This is a genomic window from Veillonella sp. 3913 (assembly GCF_003992235.1).
GTDB lineage: Bacteria > Bacillota > Negativicutes > Veillonellales > Veillonellaceae > F0422.
In genome coordinates, this window is sequence record NZ_RQVF01000002.1 from 361,900 (window position 1) to 381,240 (window position 19,341).

16 protein-coding genes are annotated in these 19,341 nt (G+C 39.6%); 4 read left to right on the forward strand and 12 right to left on the reverse strand.

Features of this window, described 5'->3' with window-relative positions; translation table 11 throughout:
• Window positions 1–24: 24 nt before the first annotated feature.
• The 6 genes from EO113_RS04760 to EO113_RS04785 form a co-directional block, all read right to left on the reverse strand.
• A complete protein-coding gene (locus EO113_RS04760) occupies window positions 25–1,473 on the reverse strand; it encodes a glycosyl hydrolase family 28-related protein (protein WP_164726324.1) in 1,449 nt (482 codons plus the stop codon).
• 96 nt (window positions 1,474–1,569) lie between these two features.
• Window positions 1,570–1,902, reverse strand: coding sequence for a hypothetical protein (locus EO113_RS04765; RefSeq protein WP_240629062.1), 333 nt, complete (start codon window positions 1,900–1,902; stop codon window positions 1,570–1,572).
• Window positions 1,892–3,154 (reverse strand): DNA repair protein, encoded by a 1,263-nt coding sequence (locus EO113_RS04770; RefSeq protein WP_126940929.1) that lies wholly within the window; start codon window positions 3,152–3,154, stop codon window positions 1,892–1,894. The genes EO113_RS04765 and EO113_RS04770 overlap by 11 nt, the downstream gene beginning before the upstream one ends.
• 381 nt (window positions 3,155–3,535) lie before the next feature.
• A complete protein-coding gene (locus EO113_RS04775) occupies window positions 3,536–4,408 on the reverse strand; it encodes a CoB--CoM heterodisulfide reductase iron-sulfur subunit B family protein (protein WP_062401127.1) in 873 nt (290 codons plus the stop codon).
• Window positions 4,408–5,364 (reverse strand): succinate dehydrogenase/fumarate reductase iron-sulfur subunit, encoded by a 957-nt coding sequence (locus EO113_RS04780; RefSeq protein WP_062401129.1) that lies wholly within the window; start codon window positions 5,362–5,364, stop codon window positions 4,408–4,410. The genes EO113_RS04775 and EO113_RS04780 overlap by 1 nt, the downstream gene beginning before the upstream one ends.
• A gap of 1 nt (window position 5,365) precedes the next feature.
• Window positions 5,366–7,084 carry an FAD-binding protein gene (locus EO113_RS04785; RefSeq protein ID WP_126940927.1) on the reverse strand — a complete coding sequence of 573 codons (1,719 nt, stop codon included), beginning with the start codon at window positions 7,082–7,084 and terminating at the stop codon, window positions 5,366–5,368.
• An 837-nt stretch (window positions 7,085–7,921) separates the two neighbouring features.
• Between EO113_RS04785 and EO113_RS08290 the strand changes: the two genes are divergently transcribed.
• From EO113_RS08290 to EO113_RS04795, 3 genes are all read left to right on the forward strand, one after another.
• Entirely contained in the window at window positions 7,922–8,053 is a 132-nt protein-coding gene (locus tag EO113_RS08290; RefSeq protein WP_255416898.1) for a hypothetical protein, read from the forward strand.
• A complete protein-coding gene (locus tag EO113_RS04790; RefSeq protein WP_127061870.1) occupies window positions 8,016–10,298 on the forward strand; it encodes a ribonucleoside-diphosphate reductase subunit alpha in 2,283 nt (760 codons plus the stop codon). Before EO113_RS08290 ends, EO113_RS04790 begins: the two co-directional genes overlap by 38 nt.
• A 621-nt stretch (window positions 10,299–10,919) precedes the next feature.
• Entirely contained in the window at window positions 10,920–12,128 is a 1,209-nt protein-coding gene (locus EO113_RS04795) for an ATP-binding protein (protein ID WP_127135677.1), read from the forward strand.
• A 119-nt stretch (window positions 12,129–12,247) separates the two neighbouring features.
• Here EO113_RS04795 and EO113_RS04800 read toward each other — a convergent pair whose 3' ends face one another.
• Window positions 12,248–12,448, reverse strand: coding sequence for a hypothetical protein (locus EO113_RS04800; protein ID WP_126941176.1), 201 nt, complete (start codon window positions 12,446–12,448; stop codon window positions 12,248–12,250).
• Window positions 12,449–12,740: 292 nt separating this feature from the next.
• On the opposite strand from EO113_RS04800, the gene EO113_RS04805 reads away from it, so the two are divergent.
• On the forward strand, window positions 12,741–13,769 hold the full coding sequence (locus EO113_RS04805) for a ribonucleotide-diphosphate reductase subunit beta (RefSeq protein WP_126941178.1): 1,029 nt from the start codon (window positions 12,741–12,743) through the stop codon (window positions 13,767–13,769).
• A 228-nt stretch (window positions 13,770–13,997) separates the two neighbouring features.
• Here the strand turns inward: EO113_RS04805 and brnQ are convergent, their stop codons facing one another.
• The 5 genes from brnQ to EO113_RS04830 all read right to left on the reverse strand — a co-directional run bounded on the left by brnQ (window position 13,998) and on the right by EO113_RS04830 (window position 19,314).
• On the reverse strand, window positions 13,998–15,329 hold the full coding sequence (gene brnQ / locus EO113_RS04810; RefSeq protein ID WP_126941180.1) for a branched-chain amino acid transport system II carrier protein: 1,332 nt from the start codon (window positions 15,327–15,329) through the stop codon (window positions 13,998–14,000).
• 214 nt (window positions 15,330–15,543) lie between these two features.
• Window positions 15,544–17,547, reverse strand: a complete 2,004-nt coding sequence (locus tag EO113_RS04815; protein WP_127135691.1) for a molybdopterin-dependent oxidoreductase — start codon at window positions 17,545–17,547, stop codon at window positions 15,544–15,546.
• A gap of 13 nt (window positions 17,548–17,560) precedes the next feature.
• Window positions 17,561–18,031, reverse strand: a complete 471-nt coding sequence (locus tag EO113_RS04820) for a hypothetical protein (protein WP_127010306.1) — start codon at window positions 18,029–18,031, stop codon at window positions 17,561–17,563.
• 237 nt (window positions 18,032–18,268) lie between these two features.
• Window positions 18,269–18,703: a DNA starvation/stationary phase protection protein gene (locus EO113_RS04825; RefSeq protein WP_009353871.1), complete on the reverse strand. Its 435-nt coding sequence runs from the start codon at window positions 18,701–18,703 to the stop codon at window positions 18,269–18,271.
• A 188-nt stretch (window positions 18,704–18,891) separates the two neighbouring features.
• The gene (locus EO113_RS04830; RefSeq protein WP_009353899.1) at window positions 18,892–19,314 is read right to left on the reverse strand and encodes a hypothetical protein; all 423 of its coding nucleotides are present in this window, start codon (window positions 19,312–19,314) and stop codon (window positions 18,892–18,894) included.
• Window positions 19,315–19,341 lie beyond the last annotated feature (27 nt).

The window sequence follows — 19,341 nt, forward strand, 5'->3', positions numbered from 1 at the left end:
ACATCAACTCTCCTTTATTATTTGTTAATTTAGGGGCTCTACAGTAGTATGAATCCATTCTGTAGGACTATTTCGTCTGTTTCCTATATCTATTTGTTGTGTAATCCCTCGCAGTTGAGTATCTCGTACCACAATATCACGAATGCCGCCTCCTATGGTTGTAGTCTCACGAACACGCATAGCAAGTAGTACATCTTCCATAGTCAATCCTTGTAAATACATATGTTGAATCCAAGTATTTCCTGTATTAGCAAAAACAATGCCTACACGACTATGACGAATCTGTAAATTGTACGCATTCCACTGCTCCGTTACACTGGATCCTACAGGGTGTCCTGCTAATACCACAATCCCTTGTTGCATACGTTCCATCACAAGATTCTGTATCAGTAACCCTACACCATCCCAATGTAAGCCATCACCACTGTGTCTACCTTCCATACGCACCTCTTGGATGCTTAGTTGATCCACTTGTGTGGCCTCCACCATATGAGCTGATGCATTTTTTAACACCGTATTTTTCAGAAAAATATCCTTACCATGATGGATAACCACTAAAGAAGACCGTGTAGAATTACCTTTTTCATAACTAGCCCCTCTACGCATAGCAGCTTGTACTTCCGACTTACTTAACAAACCAGTATGATCAAGCACATCTTGCGTCACTGCATCCGCTTCAGGTGTATTCTCCTCTTGTAAAAGGTCTTCTTTCCATCCATATCCATCAATAGTACCACCACGAATGACAACGTTTTCGATAGGTCCTTGCTCATCGCCTTCTAACTGTAAAAGTCCTAAATATGGCGTACCTCCTGTCACCACATAATTAGGTTTCACAAAGGCAGAGCTATTATTAACCGCCATCAGTACAGCATCCTCATCTAATTCTAAGGTCATATAACTGTGCAAGAATAGCGTTCCTGTGAGATATACACCTTTACTAATATGTAAGATACCTCCCGCTGGGGTATCACGTATCGCTTTTTGTAACGCTAACGTATTGTCCGTGATTCCATCTCCTACTGCGCCATAGGCGGTAGCCTCTAAACGCGGTTCTTGAGGTAATGTTTTGACTGGTATCTTGGAAGAATCAGACAAGGTAGAGCCCGTATCATCCACAGCTTTTACTTGCACTAAGTATACTGTATCAGATTCTAGTCCCTTCAACTCTATTCTAGGAATGATAGATACGTCCTTTGCACTAGGACGAATTTCTTTCACTTTTTCTTGATTAACGTAAATATCATATCCCACCAATCGTTCATCATTTACTGGATTCCAAGCTAAAGAGATAGTTGTACTAGTTGTGCCTAACTTAGGGATTTGCAATTCAAAATCGCCTGCTTCTACCACATATTTCGTCACCGGCGTTGTATATTTCACATACATATTCCAGCCTAACCCTAGCAAAGCCAAGATTAGACTCAATCCTATAGCCCACCACCCATAGGTTCTATATCGTTTTTGTTTCATTATGTCCATCCTGTTCTCATGTGTTCGCTATGGCTCGCATATCTAGCACATAGCTTATATGTACCATTCTACATGATTTACAAAAATGGTCAATACTCAACCGATGATGGTAACCCGCATAATATGAGACATAGGTACAAGCACATCTCCTACCGTCATCGTTCGATACACTGTATCAATCTGTTGTAATCGCCCTTGCACCGTATCATAAACTCGTCCATTGTAATAGACTACACTAACTACGTCCCCTATCACTAGCCCCTTACACTGTGTATCCAATACTTCCAATTGCTCCTCTGAAAGTTCTTTACGATTCTCTTTATATCGTGCAGTTTCCTCCAATAACTCTTGAAATCCTTTCAATGCAGCAAAGGGCATAAATTGTTTAGCCCTCTGTAACAATGTCATCTTCGGTCGTTTATGTTGCATTATGCCCTCCCACCAAGGTGTTACGAAACTGCATGGTCCCCTCTTCTTGCAAACTGCTAGCACGAAGTATGGAATTACCGCCAAACTTTTCCTTAATCGACAATACAGTCCGCTCCACTTGGTATGCTTTTTCTTCTCTATCCTGAGACGTAGAAAACAAATCTTCTTCCCAAGGTACCGCCTCACGACTAACCAAATCATCAAATCCCACCGATAACTGCCGAATCTCTTGATGAGGGTGAGTAGTTTTTTTATACAGTTCCAATACTGCCTGTGAAAGTCCCTCTAAGGAGCACGTATACTTCGATAATCGTCGTGATCCACCGGTACCTTTCACCATTCTATCTGCATACCGCACCCCTAAGGAAATATATTTTGTCAGCGCTTTCTCTGCAATCAGTTCCAACAATAAAGATTCCACCATCTCCCGAAGAGGCACAAAACACTCTTCGTAAGTATAATTCCTCAGTAAAATTTGCCCTCTCGACAAAGAGTGTTTCGCTGGTCGATAGGCATGAATCTCTTTCATAGTGCACGTCTCACGCCCCCAAGCATGGTCAATGAGTAGCTCCGCATTAATCCCAAATTCCTTATACCAGCGTTCCTCAGGCACAGTCGTAATACCATGTAAATCCACTACACCATACTTATGTAACCGGTTTGCGATTCCCCTTCCGATTTGCCAAATATCTGTAATCGGTTGATGATGCCATATTTTTTCTTTAAATAACTTCTCATTAAGAATACCAATTCCCTGTGGCGCATGCTTGGCCAACATATCGAGAGCTACCTTAGCTAAAAACAAATTAGTTCCTAATCCAACTGTAGCATGAATATGAGTCTGTTCTAATATCTTATATTTGAGGAGCAATGCTAGTTCTCGCCATGTTTTCTTATACAATCGGCTATATGGAGTCACATCAATAAAATACTCATCAATAGAGTATACATGAATATCTTCTGGTGCCACATAGTCCAATAAGACGCTATAAATAGAGGCAGATACTTCCATATATCGTCGCATCCTAGGCTTTACTGCCATATACTCAATAGTGGAGGGAATCTCAAACAACCGACATCGGTTCTTGACGCCTAATTGCTTTAATGCCGGAGAAATAGCTAGTGTAATCGCCCCTAGCCCACGTGATGCATCGGCCACAACTAATGGAGTTGTAAAGGGATCTACCCCCAAATCTGCACACTCCACAGAAGCATAAAAACTCTTCAAATCTAAACACATATACACTGCCATACTATCCCTCCTCCACACTAGTATGGTAGCATATTTGTTCTATATTTTCAATATATATGTTCGGTATATTAATCTTACAATAGTTATAGTAATTTACTATATTTTAAAAAGATTACTACACAATACCCCCTGTATTTGACTTGGTTTACCACTAGGAAATACATCTCATTATATCCGACCTCAACGTTTTTAAAACAACTTTAACATGCAACGAAGCCAGTATTTAAACAGGATCACCCCTATTAAAACCAACTCAGTTTGTCCTATAAGCCACAGTTAGACATGTACAATTACAATATAAGGCTTCCATGAGCACGAAAAAAACAGGTTGTCCCGAGGGACAACCTGTTGTAAGTTTGTGTAATACGATTGTATTTCTGATTATAAGAAACGGTTCAAGGAAGCAGTGCTTGCCAAGTGACGATCTGTCATACCCATTTCTGCTGGAGTGCAACCCAATGCAAGGCCAATTAATTGGCTCATGTGGATGATAGGCATATCACCATTCATTGGAACAGTTGCTTTTGCTTCTTTTTGGAACATATCCAATTGCATTTGGCAAAGTGGGCATGGTGTTACGACACAATCAGCACCTTCTTTTTGCGCATCAGCATTGATAGAACCAGTCATTTGCATTACAGAATCATGTGCAGGATATACTGCATGGAAACCACAGCAATCTAATTTACGGGAGAAATCGATTGGAGTAGCACCTAATGCTGTAATCAAATCTGCCAAGCTTGTTGGGATTTGCATATCTTCGAAGCCCATTTCTTCTTCTGGACGAAGGATATGGCAACCATAATATTCAGCAACACGAAGACCAGTCAATGGACGAACCACTTTTGCTTTCAAATTATCTAAACCATATTCGCGGATAAGTACCCACAAGAAATGTGTTACTTCGCTAGTACCTTTGTAGCTCATACCAGCTTCGCCAAGAATGTTATTAACTTTTTGGCGAGTTACTTCATGGTCATCAAGCTCTTTTTTAGCTTCACGAAGCATTAAAGTACAAGTGTTACAAACTGTAAGAATATCTAAGCCTTCTTTTTCAGCTAACGCAATGTTACGAGCATTAGTGGAAAGAGTCAATAATGGATCAATATCTTGAACATGAGATGCGCCGCAGCAAGTCCATCCATCTAATTCTTGGATTTCGATACCTAATTTTTTCGCTACTGCAACGGTTGCTAAGTAGTCTTCTTTAGATGCGCCTTCTAATACGCAACCTGGGAAAAATCCGTATTTCATTATTTTCCAGCCTCCTCTACTGCACGACCGATTGTACGAACACCTTCAATACCATTCACTGGTTTATGAGGAACTACCAATTCGAATGGATTGATTTTGCCATGTTTCCATAAACGAAGAGCGTATAGACCTTGTTTTGCGGAATCCAATAATCCGTCTGTTTTCAAGCTCATTGTTACTTCGTTTAGGCGACCAGTTTTTAACAAGTCTTGTTTGAACGCGATAGCATGACGAGTACCTTTATTGGACAAGCCTGCTTGTGTCGCTACACGGCGAAGGTTGGAAATATCTTTTTCTGGTTTCAAATGTTTTGGACAACGAGTGATACAGTTCATACAATGCACACATTTCCACAAGCCATGATTGAAAGCTGGTGTGGTATGTGCCATTGGGGACACATCACGGGAATCCATTACAAAACGATTAGCTTTTGTATATACATATGGATCCAAGAAGTCTTCACGGTTAGCAGACAATTTATTACATTCGGAAGCACAGCATCCGCAAAGGATACATTCTGTGTTCATAACGAATTTTTTGAAGTCTGCAGCAGATTGGCGTGTACCAGTTTTAGTAGTGAATTCTGGTTTTACGAAAATCCAAGGAGCTACTTCTTTCAAGCGGCTAACTTTTGCTTCCCAGTCAACTACTAAGTCACGGATTACATCAAAGTTACCGATTGGAGCTACTGTGATTTCATCAGAACCGAAACGTTCTGTAATTTCATCAATTTTAGCTTCACAACCAAGCATTGCTTGACCGTTAACTTTCACGGAGCAAGCGCCACATACTGCAGAACGGCAAGCTGCTACGAAAGTTAATGTTGGATCTAATGTATCTTTAATTTTTTGTAAGCCCCAAAGGATAGTACGGTCTGCTTCATAATCGAAAGTATAAGACTGTACATACGCGCGGCCTTCGTTAAAGCGGTGGATATGATAAGTAATTTGTCTCATCTTAGTACTTCCTTTCTTGTGGTTCGTATTTAGTGAACACTACATCGCGTTCGGACATTACGTATTCGCCATTTTCGCCAAGTTTCCAAATAGCGTGTTTTAAGTATTGGGAATCATCACGTTTAGGGAATTCTTCACGAACGTGAGCGCCACGAGATTCTTTACGATGTAAAGCGCCCAAAGCGATAGCTTTCGCAACTGTCAACATAGATTTGATTTCTACGTAGTTTACGAATGCCATATTATAAGTACGGTTAGAGTCACCTACATAGCAAGTTTCATATTCTTCTGTCAAACGATCGATCACTTCAAGAGCTTCTGTGATACCTGCTTCGTTACGGAAGATACCTACTTTATTCCACATCGCCACAGCTAATTCATCACGAATTTCAGCTACTGGACGACCAGATGTACGGGATGTAACTTCAACGAATTTAGCTTCCCACTCATCAGCTTTTGCTTTCAATTCAGCATCGCAATCTGCAAATGCACTAGCTTGTGCATAATCAGCAGCACCTGCACCAGATACTTTACCAAATACAACGCCGTCAGCTAAGGAGTTACCACCTAAACGGTTAGCACCATGGATAGAGATACAAGATGCTTCACCAGATGCGAAGATACCAGGGATTTCTGTTGCACAAGTTTTGTAGTCAACTACGTCGATACCGCCCATGATGTAATGGCAAGTAGGACGAATTGGCACTGGATCTGTTAAAGGATCGCAATGTTCAAAGCAAAGAGCCAAGTCACGGATACCATGAAGTTTTTCGATGATAACTTCAGGTCCTAAGTGACGAAGGTCAGCTACTACGTATGCATCAAGGCCAGAACCATTGAAACCACGACCAGCTGCGATTTCATCTTCGATTGCTTTTGCTACAACGTCACGAGACGCTAATTCCATTTTGTTAGGAGCGTATTTTTTCATGAAACGTTCGCCCTCAACGTTTAACAAGTATCCGCCTTCACCACGAACAGCTTCGGACATCAAGATACCAGTTTTACCAAGACCAGTTGGATGGAATTGGATCATTTCCATATCTTTTAAGCCTACACCAGCGCGGAAAGCTACTGCCATGCCGTCACCAGTAGAAAGGAATGGGTTAGTTGTACGAGTCCAGAATACACGGCCAGCACCACCAGTGGATAATACGATGGATTTAGCTTTGATAATTTCTACTTTACCTTTTTTCATATTCCAGATAATAGCACCACCAGCTTTACCGTCTTTTACAACGATATCTAATAGGTACCATTCTTGTAAGAAATGTACGCCTTCTTTAAGACATTGTTCATATGTTGTATGAAGAATTACGTGACCAGTTTTATCCGCACTGTAGCATGTACGTGGATAGGATTGTCCACCAAAGTTACGTTGTGCGATTTTACCTTCGTCTGTACGAGAGAAAGGAGTTCCCATGAAATCCATTTCTAATACGCCTTCTGGGCAACGTTGACAGAAGAATTCGATAGCATCTTGGTCGCCAAGATAGTCAGAACCTTTTACAGTATCGAATGTGTGAACTTCTGTGGAGTCTTCTTTTGCTACGTTATTTAACGCCGCATTAACACCACCTTGTGCCATTGCTGTGGCAGAACGTGTTGGGAAAATTTTTGTGATTAATGCTACACGCAAACCATCACGTCGTGCAGCTTCTAAAGCAGCTCGTTGGCCTGCTCCACCACTACCTACTACGAGAACATCATATTGTTCCATACGTACCTCCTCAAAAACACTTGTCTTATTTTGAACTATACCTCTTACATACTGTTCTTAAAATAAGGAACTATGTTTAACTGCATATATGACTGATATATGCATCAATCTATAGCCTTATTATATACGGTATTCCAAAGTGTTACAATTGTCACAGCAGCCCTTAAAAACCCCCTTTTTACAAGGGATTAAGCGGTTTTGATAACGTTTTTCACAGGGTGTAAGTAAGTATATAACAATATACTATTTTCAAGGTAATTCTCATTCAATTTATACTTATACAGTGTACTTTTATCTTTTCCCCCAACTATCTTGTTATTACACAATTTTTTAGGTTATATAATTTTTTGTCATTATTAAAAGTTTCTTTAGAAATAATTTCCTCTTACTATTTCTAAAATTACTCATTTTTATTATGTGATAGTTTTTCTCATAATTTATTTTCTTTCTTTTATATATTTATTTTGCATTATTAAGATTACCAAAACTCATATTACAATATATTGATTTTTATCACACCTCGAATACAAGTCATATCTATTTTTTTCCATTTTCTTTTTCTGAAAGTACCCATTACAAACTATCTTATACAAAAACGACGAAATTTTTCATTCTCTTTATTTTGTAAAGTATCTTTTCCTCATTATGGTATGCATTTTTGACATGCTGAGGGCGTTGTGAAAAAATGACTGATATAGTATAATTTTAGAAGATGTTGTGTCAAAGCACTTTATCTCTATACAATATATTGATATTGAGTCCGTGTGAAAACATATCTATGCACTCTCATTTGCGATTCGTAAATGGGAGTCCTTTTATGGTCAAGGCCTAATACATATGTCAAACGGATATGCTTTCACATATATTCAATATATGTGGATAATCTTTACAACAGGTACAAAAACTACATCGTCAGAAAAAGGAGACTCTCATGAGCATTATGATCAAGAAACGGGATGGCCATTATGAGCCATTGTCGGTAGAAAAAACAAAGAAAATGGTTGCCTTTGCTTGTTTAGGCTTAGACTCTTGTGATCCTATCGAACTAGAAATGGATTGTAAGTTACAATTCGTGGACGGCATGACTACGAAACAAATTCAACAAACTCTTGTTCAAACTGCCATCGAGAAAGTCATCCAAAAAGTAGACGATGGTTTTGGCAACATGGTAAACCGCATGAACCAAGATTGGCAATTCGTGGCTGCTCGTCTATACTTATTCGATTTATACAAAGAAGCTGCTATTAACCGTAAATACAAAGCCTTTGGGTATGGTAACTTCACTGATTTAGTAAAAACCTTAGTCGCTGCTGGTCGTTATGCAGACTTTTTCTTAACACAATATACAGAAGCTGAATTAGAAGAACTTGGCGACTATATCAAGCCAAAACGTGACTACTTGTTTAACTATGAAGGTATTAAACTATTGGCAGACCGCTATCTAGTGAAAGGCTTCAACAAAGAAATTTACGAACTTCCACAAGAGCGTTTCATGGCTATCGCTATGCATTTAGCTGTCATTGAAGGCGACAAAAAGGTACACTACGCGAAAAAATTCTATGACTTAATGAGCGAGTTAAAGATGACTACTGCTACTCCAACATTGGCTAATGCAGGCACACCATTCCATCAACTAAGCTCTTGTTTTATTTCTGGTGTAGAGGATAATCTATGGTCCATTTACGATGTGAACGCAAAGTTCTCCCGTGTATCTAAGCATGGTGGCGCTCTTGGTATTTATCTTGGTAAAGTACGGGCCTTGAACTCCGACATCCGTGGCTATAAAAATTCTTCTGGCGGTGTCATCCCTTGGATTCGTTTATACAACGATACAGCCGTTGCGGTAGACCAATTGGGGAAACGTAAAGGTGGTGCTACGGTAACACTTGATGTATGGCACAAAGACTTCTACGAATTTGTTGAACTTCGTACGAACAATGGTGACGATCGCCGTAAGGCACACGACATTTTCCCTGCTCTATCTGTACCAGATATTTTCATGGAACGTGTTATCAACCGTGAGCACTTCACTTTATTCGATCCACATGAAGTATCTCGTGTGATGGGCTTCCAATTAGAAGACTATTACGATGACGATACGAATAAAGCATTCACGGAAAAATATTTAGCTTGTGAAGCTAGCCCAGATTTACACGGCATCGAAGTCAGTGCTTTGGATATGATGAAAAAAATTATGCGTTCTGCTGTAGAAACTGGTACACCTTTCATCTTCTTCCGAGATACGACGAACCGTGCGAACCCTAATAAGCATGCAGGTATGATTTATGCGTCCAACTTGTGTCATGAAATCGCACAAAACGTTGGTTTCACCGATTTAGATGAAGAAATTATCCAAGACGATGGATCCATCGTGACTCGCACAAAAGCAGGTGACATGGTAACGTGTAACTTGAACTCTATCAACCTAGGTCAAACCTCTGATGAAGAATTGGAAGAAAATATCGCCTTACAAGTCCGTATGTTAGACAACGTTATTACTATCAACCAATTCCCTGTGCCTGAAACACGCGTAACTAGTGAAAAATATCGCGCTATCGGCTTAGGCACTAGCGGTTACCACCACTACTTGGTGAAACATAAAGTACAATGGGAAAGCGATGAGCATTTGGCTGTGGCTGATACATTGTTTGAAAATATTGCCTACGCTGCCATCAAGGCATCCATGGAATTGGCGAAAGAAAAAGGTGCTTACCCTGCTTTCAAAGGTTCTCAATGGGAAACGGGGGAATATTTTGAACGCCGTGGATATACCTCTGAAAGATGGCAACAACTGCGAGCAGATGTGGCAAAATACGGTATCCGTAACGGTTACTTAATGGCTATCGCTCCAACAGGCAGTACATCCAACATTGCTAATACCACAGCTGGTATCGATCCTATCTTCAAAAAATTCTTCATTGAAGAGAAAAAAGGTAGCTTTACACCTAAAACAGCACCTGATTTGAGCAACGAAACTATGTGGTTCTACAAAGAAGCCCACACGATTGATCAACAATGGTCTATCAAGGCTTGCGGTATCCGTCAACGCCATATCGACCAAGCACAGTCTTTCAATTTGTACATTACGCCACAAATGAAAGCAAAAGAAATTCTAGATTTATATGTGGAAGCGTATAAACAAGGCATTAAAACAATTTACTATATCCGTAACCAATCCTTAGAAATGGATGAATGCACTAGCTGTTCCTCCTAATCTTTGGTGGGGTTAACCCTTATACATATAAGAGCACGGCATGCTCCTCACAAACGGCATTTCATGATGTTTATTCGGGGCACACCGTGCTCTTTTCGTATATTTCGAATTAGGCAAATTCCCCACCAAAAGTCTAGTCGGAACGACGTCGTTTTGTCGGGGAAGGGCGGATTTGTATTCTGTAAGTAACTATGGTATACTTGACTTACAAACAAGAAGAGTCTTCAACGTGTGGTGGCGTTAGGCTCATCTCAAAAGTAGTGAAATGTGATTTGCCTAACGTGTTGAGGTGGTGAGATACCTCTTTACGTTAGGCGTTTTCATTATTTATATAAAGCAATAATGTTAACTACTAATGATAAAATAGAAATGATCAAGCTGATTGTTTCATATTTCGTCATAGTATCATCTCCTCCCATAGTAGGAAGAGATGAGCCCAACTCACGTTGATGACTCTTCTATGGATTTCGTTTATAATCAAAACCAAATTCTCTCCCACCCTTTCGAGTATAGTCGAATCGATATGTACAACCTGTAACACTTTCGACTATACTCGAAATCATTATTGGAATCTTTAATTATTTCGAGTATAATGGAATCAATGAAAGTGAGGTGTTAGCTATGGAATATATTAAACGTCCTAAGTACTTAACCCAAATAAAACCATTCATTGATAAGCCTGTAATTAAAATTCTCACAGGCATGCGCCGTGTTGGGAAGTCTACTTTATTAACAATCATCAAAGATAGCATCTTACAAGAAGTGCCTGATGAACGCAAAGTTTATATTAACTTTGAATCCTTAGAATTTTTAGAGATAAACAATGCCACATTATTGGCAAAATATCTCATAGAAACAACAAAACACTTGGATGGAAAACTTTACTATTTCTTTGACGAGATACAGTTAGTGGAAGATTGGGAAAAAGTTGTAAATGGTCTACGTGTTGGTAAAGATTGCGACATCTATATTACTGGTTCCAACTCCACCTTAATCTCTGGCGAACTTGCTACACTTCTTGCTGGCAGATATGTAGAGTTTGAAATACAGCCATTTACATTTGATGAGTTTGTAGAAGTATTCCAAGAAAAACAGCTTAGTAAAGAAGAGCTATTCACTAAGTTCATCCAATTAGGTGGTATGCCTACCTTAAAATACTTTAACTTAGAAGAAAATAGTAGTTATAAATATCTAAATGATGTGTATCATACGGTTTTGATCAAAGACGTATTGACACACAATAAAATTCGCGATGTGGATATTTTCAATCGAATCCTATCATTTACTATACAAAATATAGGGTCCCCCGTTTCTGCAACTAGTATTAAAAAATATTTAAAGAGCGAGCATCGGGATGTTTCCATTGATACTATACTGAATTATTTAGACTATTGTCAGCAAGCTTTCATCCTAAAAAAGGTGTCTAGATTTGATACGGTCGGTAAAAAGAATCTTAAAATTGATGAAAAATATTACCTTACGGATCATGGATTTCGGGCTGCCAAAGGGTATTCTAATACGAAAGATATTGAAAGAACCCTGGAAAATATCATATATATTGAGCTAATTTCTAGAGGATATACCGTACGAATCGGTAAAGTAAAAGATATGGAAATCGACTTTATTGCTACGAAGGATAAAGAACGAGTATACTATCAAGTGTCCTATCTTATGGAAACAGAAGCTACACGACAACGTGAATTTGGTGTGTATGCGCATGTACAAGATAATTACCCTAAATTTGTTCTCTCCATGGATACCGTTGACTTTAGCCAAGATGGAATCGTTCACAAACATGTGATTGATTTCTTGTTGGAAAACAGTTTATAAATGTATAAATGCTATCATAAGAATGTACAGAAATGATGATATAAGACTGTACTAAATGAATAGCCCCCACATTCTAATATAAAGTATACAAAAGCACAGGGCTCGCGTCCCTGTGCTTTTTATATACCATATTTCTTCATAAAAAATGCATCTACTTCATCTATACCATAGGTTTTATCATTCTTTAACGAATCTATTCCTTTTTGCAATTCCTTATCTAATTCTTCCTTCGATAAACTAGCTAAGGATACTAATGTATCCGGTTTATTTTCTTTTGGTACCGCATGTGTATTTTTAGATACACGACCTATATTCCCCATATTTATATACCTATCCTTTTTTATTTCATTAATGGCTTTATTTTTATAATACCGCTACTAAATACTAATACACTATTGTTTTAACTTTTATCTAATATCATTATACACTGCTGCATCAAAGCTCACAACACTCTACCTATTAATCATCTCTCCCCCTATCTTTTTAGTATGCATTTTTAGTATAATAAGAGGTAGTTTATAACTATATACCTATGAAAGCGTGCATTCTATCCAGGCTTTCATAATAATTCATAAATATATTGTTATTATAGATAAGGTAGGAGTTACTTTCATGGAAAAGAAACTGATTTTTAATGAACATGGTGACCGTGGCACGCAAAGTATGGTGGGCGGTAATACGACGAATTTACGGGAATGGAATCGTATTAAGTACGATTGGGCGAATACATTGTATCGCACGATGCTGAACAATTTCTGGATTCCTGAAGAAATTTCTTTGAACGAAGATATTAAGCAATTTCCTTATTTAACGGATAGCGAGCGCCGTGCCTTCGACAAAATTATTTCTTTCTTAAACTTCTTGGACTCCATTCAAAGCGAGAACTTGCCGAATTTAAGCCGTTATATTACGGCATCCGAAGTGGCTTCTTTATTAAACATCCAAGCCTTCCAAGAAGAAATTCACGCCCAATCCTATTCTTACATTTTGGATACGGTAACGAATCCAATTACTCGTGACCGCATTTATGATGAGTGGCGTACAGATGAACATTTACTAGCTCGTAACCGCTTCATCGCTGACATTTATCAGCGTTTTAGCGATGAACCATCAGAGCACAATTTAATCCGCACTATTATGGCAAACTATATTTTAGAAGGCATCTATTTCTACTCTGGATTTAGCTTCTTCTACACATTGGCTCGCCAAGGTAAAATGACTGCAACTTCCACGATTTTTAAATACATCAACCGTGATGAAGTGACTCACTTAGTATTGTTCCAAAACATTATCCGTGAGCTTCGCATCGAACGCCCTGAACTATTCACTCCTGAACTAGAAGCTGAATTGACACAAATGCTTCGCGAAGGTACAGAAAATGAAATTGCTTGGGGTCAATACATTACAGACGACAAAATCCTTGGCATCAACAACACATTGATCGAACGCTATATCAAATACTTAGCAAACCAACGTGCTGATTCCATCGGCTTGCAACTGTTATATCCAGAGATCAAGGAAAATCCTATGGCTTGGATTGAAAGTTTCTCCAACTTGAACAGCACGAAAACTGACTTCTTTGAGGCAAAAGTTACAAACTATACAAAAGCAGCGGCTTTCGACTTCGACGATTTGGAATAAGAATGCCTGTAAGATTATATACATAAAAGCTACACGTAGATATTATCTATGGTGTAGCTTTTTGTTTTCTCGATTGGTATGTAATTTAAAGAGCTTTATCATTTAACTATCCTAGAACCTAAAAATAGGCACAGCGATCGATACATCAAACCGTTATACCTATGTAATAAGAAAAAAATATTGGAACTACTCGTATATAAGTAGTCCCAACATATATAAAATAATCTTTTAGTTAGCTTTCACCAACGCCCGATGGATCAATCCAATCACGAATCCTACGCCGCCGAATACAAGCCAGTCCATACCGATGCCATGCATCGGTACTTGTGTAGCAAAGAATTGTCCTAAGCTACCTAAGTCTACGCTCGCTGTTTCTAAGCCAGATACAAGAGCTGTGATGAAGGTTGCCCCTACTGTCCAAGCATACACGCATTGGCGACCGTTGAACAACGGATGTAAGAATGCCAATACAATCAATGCGATGGATAATGGGTACAGGAACATCAACACAGGAATGGCTGCGGTAATGATGGTTTTCAATCCAAACATACCTACGCCGAAAGAAATCAATACGAATAGCACTGCATAAGCTTTATAGGATAAGCCACCAAATTGTGTGCTAAAATACTGTGCACAAGAGGTAACAAGTCCGATACTTGTCGTCAAACACGCCAACAATACGATGACTGCCAAGATCATGGCCCCTAAATCGCCAAACAATAAACGAGCAGATTCTGCCAATACAGGCGCCCCTGTATCTAAGATACCTAACTGCTCTACGCTGGTAGCGCCTAAGCTAGCAATAAAGATGTACACTACGCCTAAGCAACCTACGGCGATTAACCCAGCTTTCATAGTAGCGCGTGTAATCTCATCACGTGTTTGTGCCCCTGAAAGTGTCACGAATTCGATAACCAAAATACCAAATACGAAAGATGCTAAGGCATCTAATGTGTTATATCCATCTAAGAATCCTTGTAGGAATGCTGTACCGCTAGTAGCGTAGGACTCTGTCGGTGTACCATAGCTGCCTAATGGAGTAATCAAAGATTTAACAATCAATACCACGATGGTCAGTAGCAAGGCTGGTGTTAAGATTTTACCAATGCGATTCACCAATTTTTGCGGATTAATAGAGAGCCACAATGTGACTACAAAGAACCCCACAAGGAACAAGGATAGTGCTGTATCTGAGGCGGCTCCACCTAAGAATGGTTTCACTGCAATTTCATAGGATACAGTCCCCGTACGAGGGATGGCAAAAGCAGGGCCAATGGATAAGTATAATGCCAATGTAAATAGGACCCCAAACACTGGATGCACACGGCTTGCCAAACTTTGTACGTTACGGCTACCAGAGTATCCCATGGCCATAACCCCTAACAATGGTAAACCTACACCAGTTACGATAAACCCTAAGATGGCCCACCACACATTGGTACCTGCATGTTGACCTAAGGTAGCAGGGAAGATTAAGTTACCTGCCCCAAAGAATAAAGCGAACAGCATCAGGCCGATAGCAATATAGGCTCGCCCTGATAGTTGAGTATGATCTGACATAATATCTCCTTTCAAATACATCCCATAATAACAAATATACACTGTATAAAAACACTTCTTATGCTTATTTTTTTATTATATCTAATTATAAGTAAAATAAAAAGCCATTTTCTTTATAGAAAATGGCTTTGTCTATACCAATTATGCATATATATCCGAACTATAATTGATAGGCAAACTACATTTATTACCTATAACCAAGCATTACTCATTTTTACTCGCAAGACTCTACATGTACTTTCACATCATAAAAGGTACTACCCCAACCATAATCGGTAGATCGTGAGGCAGTTAATACATTCATTGTATATTCTGAATCATGGGACTGCGATTGCCACCAGACGCCACTACTCACAATAGTCCCCTTTGGCACCGCATCATCAATGACTAAGGCAATCCGCAAGGAACCTCGCTCATTATACATACGCACAAATTCACTGTGCCATACGCCCTTGCGCTGGGCATCATCAGGATGCATACGAGCAACCATCTTTGGTGTATCTTCTTGTATCTCACAAAAGGACGAATCTAGTATACGTGGATCAGCACCATTGATGAGGAAGAACTCCGCTGTATCTCCATACGCTTCACGATATACAGGATATGGCTCACGCTCTAATGGGTTGTATAATTCAATCTTACCAGATGGTGTACTGTACTCTAGCTTATACGTGCCAGATAGATCCATTTCCACCAATTCCCCTGCCAAGATTCTATCTTGCACTTCTCTTGGAATCGGAGCATGTCTCACAATATCTTCAATCATCTCCAATTCTGACATAGCAAATACAGGGTCATCGATACCCATAGCTCTGGCAATACTACAAATAGTATCCCAATTAGAGCGACTTTCACCTACAGGAGGAATGGCTTGATAGCCACAACCGATGGTGTAATGTCCATAGGAATTATAGATATCATTATGCTCTACAGACGTCGTTGCAGGGAGCACAATGTCTGCATATTTCGCCGTATCCGTCATAAATCGTTCATGTACCACCGTGAACAGGTCCTCTCGTGCCAATCCTTTGCGCACCACTGTTTGGTCTGGCGATGTCACAGCAGGGTTGCTGGAATATACATAGAGGGCCTTAATCGGTGGGTTGTTGACCTCTGTTAACATTGGACCTAAATGAATCATTGGGTTCAACCGTGTTTCTTTTATTTGAAAGCGCTCCCAACTGACACGCTTGCCCCCAACAAATTGACTACCCGAGGCACTCGACAAGAGTCCACCTCCTGTATGTAGGTACGCCCCCACCAAGGCAGGTAGTGCCACTACGCATCGCACTGTATTCGCTCCGTTCCCATAGCGAGATAGTCCACTGCCTAAGCGAATAAATGGCGCCATTGCCTGTCCATAAGCACGAGCAAACTGGATAATTCGTTCCTCTGGCACACCTGTGATTCGAGTCACTTTCGATGGTGGATACTGTGAAATAACAGCATCACGGAATCCTTCATAGCCTTGTACATACTGATGAATAAATTCCTCATGTACTAATCCTTCTTCCACAAGCACATAGGCCACACCCAACGCAAAGGCTCCATCTGTACCTGGTCGTATGATAATAACTTCATCTGCTAATTTCGTTGTCTCCGTATAGTACGTATCAATCACCCAAAGCTTGGCACCTCGCTGGCGAGCTATGGTCACATCATGTAGAACATGTACATCCGTAGCCACTGCATTGAGGCTCCACAGCACCACACAATCACTGTGTTGTATATCTTGTGGACGATTCCCTAGGGTATTCCCCATAAGACTAGCCCAACCATACCGTTTGGCAGGGGAACAAATCCCCTTATCTTGACGGGTGGCACCAAGTATGGCAAAGAGTGGATCACCTGCACTTTTTTGTAAGATTCCCATGGTCCCTGCATAGGAATAGGGCATAATACTTTCAGAACCGTATGTATGGATACAGTGCTGAAACTGCTGAGCAATTTCCTCTAGTGCTTCGTCCCAAGTAATCGGTTTAAATTGACCGCTTCCCTTAGGACCTATGCGTCGCAAAGGCGTTGTTAGACGTTCCCTATGGTGGACTGTTCGTTCGTAATGTTGCATTTTCTGGCACAGCGTTCCTCTCGTAAAGCTGTGATCTTTCATACCTTCTACCCGTTGTAACTGGTCTCCCTCAATGGTCAAGATCAATCCACAGGCATCTGGGCAATCATAAGGACATACTGATGTCCTTGTATGTATGGGCTTCGTCATCATTCATTCCTTACTAGTCATTATCAAAGTCATCAAACAAGTCAAAATCAACGTCAAAGTCGAAGTCAAAACTATCTCCAGAATTGTAATCATAAGAACTATCAGCCTCTTGTTGATCATACTCTAACTCATCTTCCATAATATCATTGTAGTTGTTATGGAAAAATTGATCCTGTTCTGTTTCGTTTGCACTAGAAAAACCATAATCTTCATCAGCATGCTCTGGCAATACATCCAATTGACTATAATCACGAATCGTCATTGCTTCATAAGGGTCCAAAGGTGCACGGTTTTCTTCTGACTCTTCAATCTCCACCATATCCATAGCTCGGTTCAAATCCTTTGACGTCCCCTCTTGTTGCACCATGTCCAAGAACTCATCCGAACTCACTTCACTCACCAGCGTATCCATGTCTTCTACCACAGATGTATCCTTCTGTGGTTCTATAGTTTGTAATTGTCCTCGTCGTAAAAATCGATTCATCCTCTATGCCCCTTTCTCAACCTCTCTTACATTACTTGTATTGTATCACCTGGCAATGAAATTTTACAATACATCGTTTTATCACCTTTCAAAGGTATGCCTTATATACTAAAAGAACCCCTGAGCAGGGGTCCTTTGGTATAGTTTATAGTATAGTTGTAAGTGTTGTCATATTCAGGATGTTATCACATATAAGGGAGTGTTATGTGATTGGTTCGATGTTACTGTCAGGAGGAATTAGCCTAAAGTAGCACGTAAGAACCACAATTGTTTTTCATAGTAAGCAATGTGGTCTTCCATGATAGCCACTAATCCGAAGTTACCTTCTTCATCAGCTGCTTCGCGGATAGCACGAGCTTCTTTGTTCAACAATTCGAAATCTCCTACTAAGAAGTTGTACACTTGTTCTACGGAGAATTTGTTGCCTGGTTCTTCTTTCAAAGAAGCAATTTCTAAATATTTTGCCACATGCACTACAGGTTCTTCACCTTGCATTTTTACATGCTCAGCTACTGCATCATAATAATCAAATGCTACATCGTAGACTTCTTCTAAATATTTGTGAGCTGGCACAAATTGAGATCCTACTACATTAAAATGGAAATTGTGAAGTTTAATGTTCCAAATTGCTAAGTTTGCAATATATTGATTGACTGCTTGTAAGTTTTTCATACCGGTTTCTCCTTTTCTTTAGTTATTTTGCTAATTATTCTAATTAGCAATTAATAATTATTATTTGTTATGTGTATATCTTAGCATAGTAAATCATAAAATGCAATAGCTTTTCATATAGTTTATCGAAATATTTAAATATACAAAGTTCCCATTACCTATAACGTAATGAGAACTTGTAGTATATATTATTCACTTTTTTTGATAAACCCTTGTGTAGCGCTATACAAACAAAACCACACAAAGAAACTAGCTCCTGTAATAATCAGATACATAGTATCCGTTAACTCCCCAGATCGATACATCGCCAAGGTATAAAAGAAAGCTGTCATCGTCATCAGAATATAGGACAATACATAGCGCATGCCACGCTCTACATCTTCATCGGTAAACATTTCCTTCTTAAAACGCATCCAGTAAATCCCGCAAAGGGCTAAGCCACCTAGCATATTAGCAGCTAGTAAACTCATATCAGCCCGACCATTAAAGAACCAGCACAAGGCTAAATGATTAATAAACAACATCCATTTAATCATAGTAGTCAAACGAGCTGTAGTAATCGTCTGTTGTGGCTGTGGTTGGTGTTGTTTTCGTTTCTTTCCCTTTCCCATAGAATCCTCTCCAATTAATCTATTCTC

Coding starts and splice junctions, on each gene's coding strand:
- EO113_RS04815 (WP_127135691.1), bottom strand. CDS start 17,547: ATGACGAAGCCCATACATACAAGGACATCAGTATGTCCTTATGATTGC.
- EO113_RS04830 (WP_009353899.1), bottom strand. CDS start 19,314: ATGGGAAAGGGAAAGAAACGAAAACAACACCAACCACAGCCACAACAG.
- EO113_RS04795 (WP_127135677.1), top strand. CDS start 10,920: ATGGAATATATTAAACGTCCTAAGTACTTAACCCAAATAAAACCATTC.
- EO113_RS04760 (WP_164726324.1), bottom strand. CDS start 1,473: ATGAAACAAAAACGATATAGAACCTATGGGTGGTGGGCTATAGGATTG.
- EO113_RS04820 (WP_127010306.1), bottom strand. CDS start 18,031: ATGAATCGATTTTTACGACGAGGACAATTACAAACTATAGAACCACAG.
- EO113_RS04780 (WP_062401129.1), bottom strand. CDS start 5,364: ATGAGACAAATTACTTATCATATCCACCGCTTTAACGAAGGCCGCGCG.
- EO113_RS04785 (WP_126940927.1), bottom strand. CDS start 7,084: ATGGAACAATATGATGTTCTCGTAGTAGGTAGTGGTGGAGCAGGCCAA.
- EO113_RS08290 (WP_255416898.1), top strand. CDS start 7,922: ATGTCAAACGGATATGCTTTCACATATATTCAATATATGTGGATAATC.
- EO113_RS04770 (WP_126940929.1), bottom strand. CDS start 3,154: ATGGCAGTGTATATGTGTTTAGATTTGAAGAGTTTTTATGCTTCTGTG.
- EO113_RS04790 (WP_127061870.1), top strand. CDS start 8,016: ATGAGCATTATGATCAAGAAACGGGATGGCCATTATGAGCCATTGTCG.
- brnQ (WP_126941180.1), bottom strand. CDS start 15,329: ATGTCAGATCATACTCAACTATCAGGGCGAGCCTATATTGCTATCGGC.
- EO113_RS04800 (WP_126941176.1), bottom strand. CDS start 12,448: ATGGGGAATATAGGTCGTGTATCTAAAAATACACATGCGGTACCAAAA.
- EO113_RS04805 (WP_126941178.1), top strand. CDS start 12,741: ATGGAAAAGAAACTGATTTTTAATGAACATGGTGACCGTGGCACGCAA.
- EO113_RS04775 (WP_062401127.1), bottom strand. CDS start 4,408: ATGAAATACGGATTTTTCCCAGGTTGCGTATTAGAAGGCGCATCTAAA.
- EO113_RS04825 (WP_009353871.1), bottom strand. CDS start 18,703: ATGAAAAACTTACAAGCAGTCAATCAATATATTGCAAACTTAGCAATT.
- EO113_RS04765 (WP_240629062.1), bottom strand. CDS start 1,902: ATGCAACATAAACGACCGAAGATGACATTGTTACAGAGGGCTAAACAA.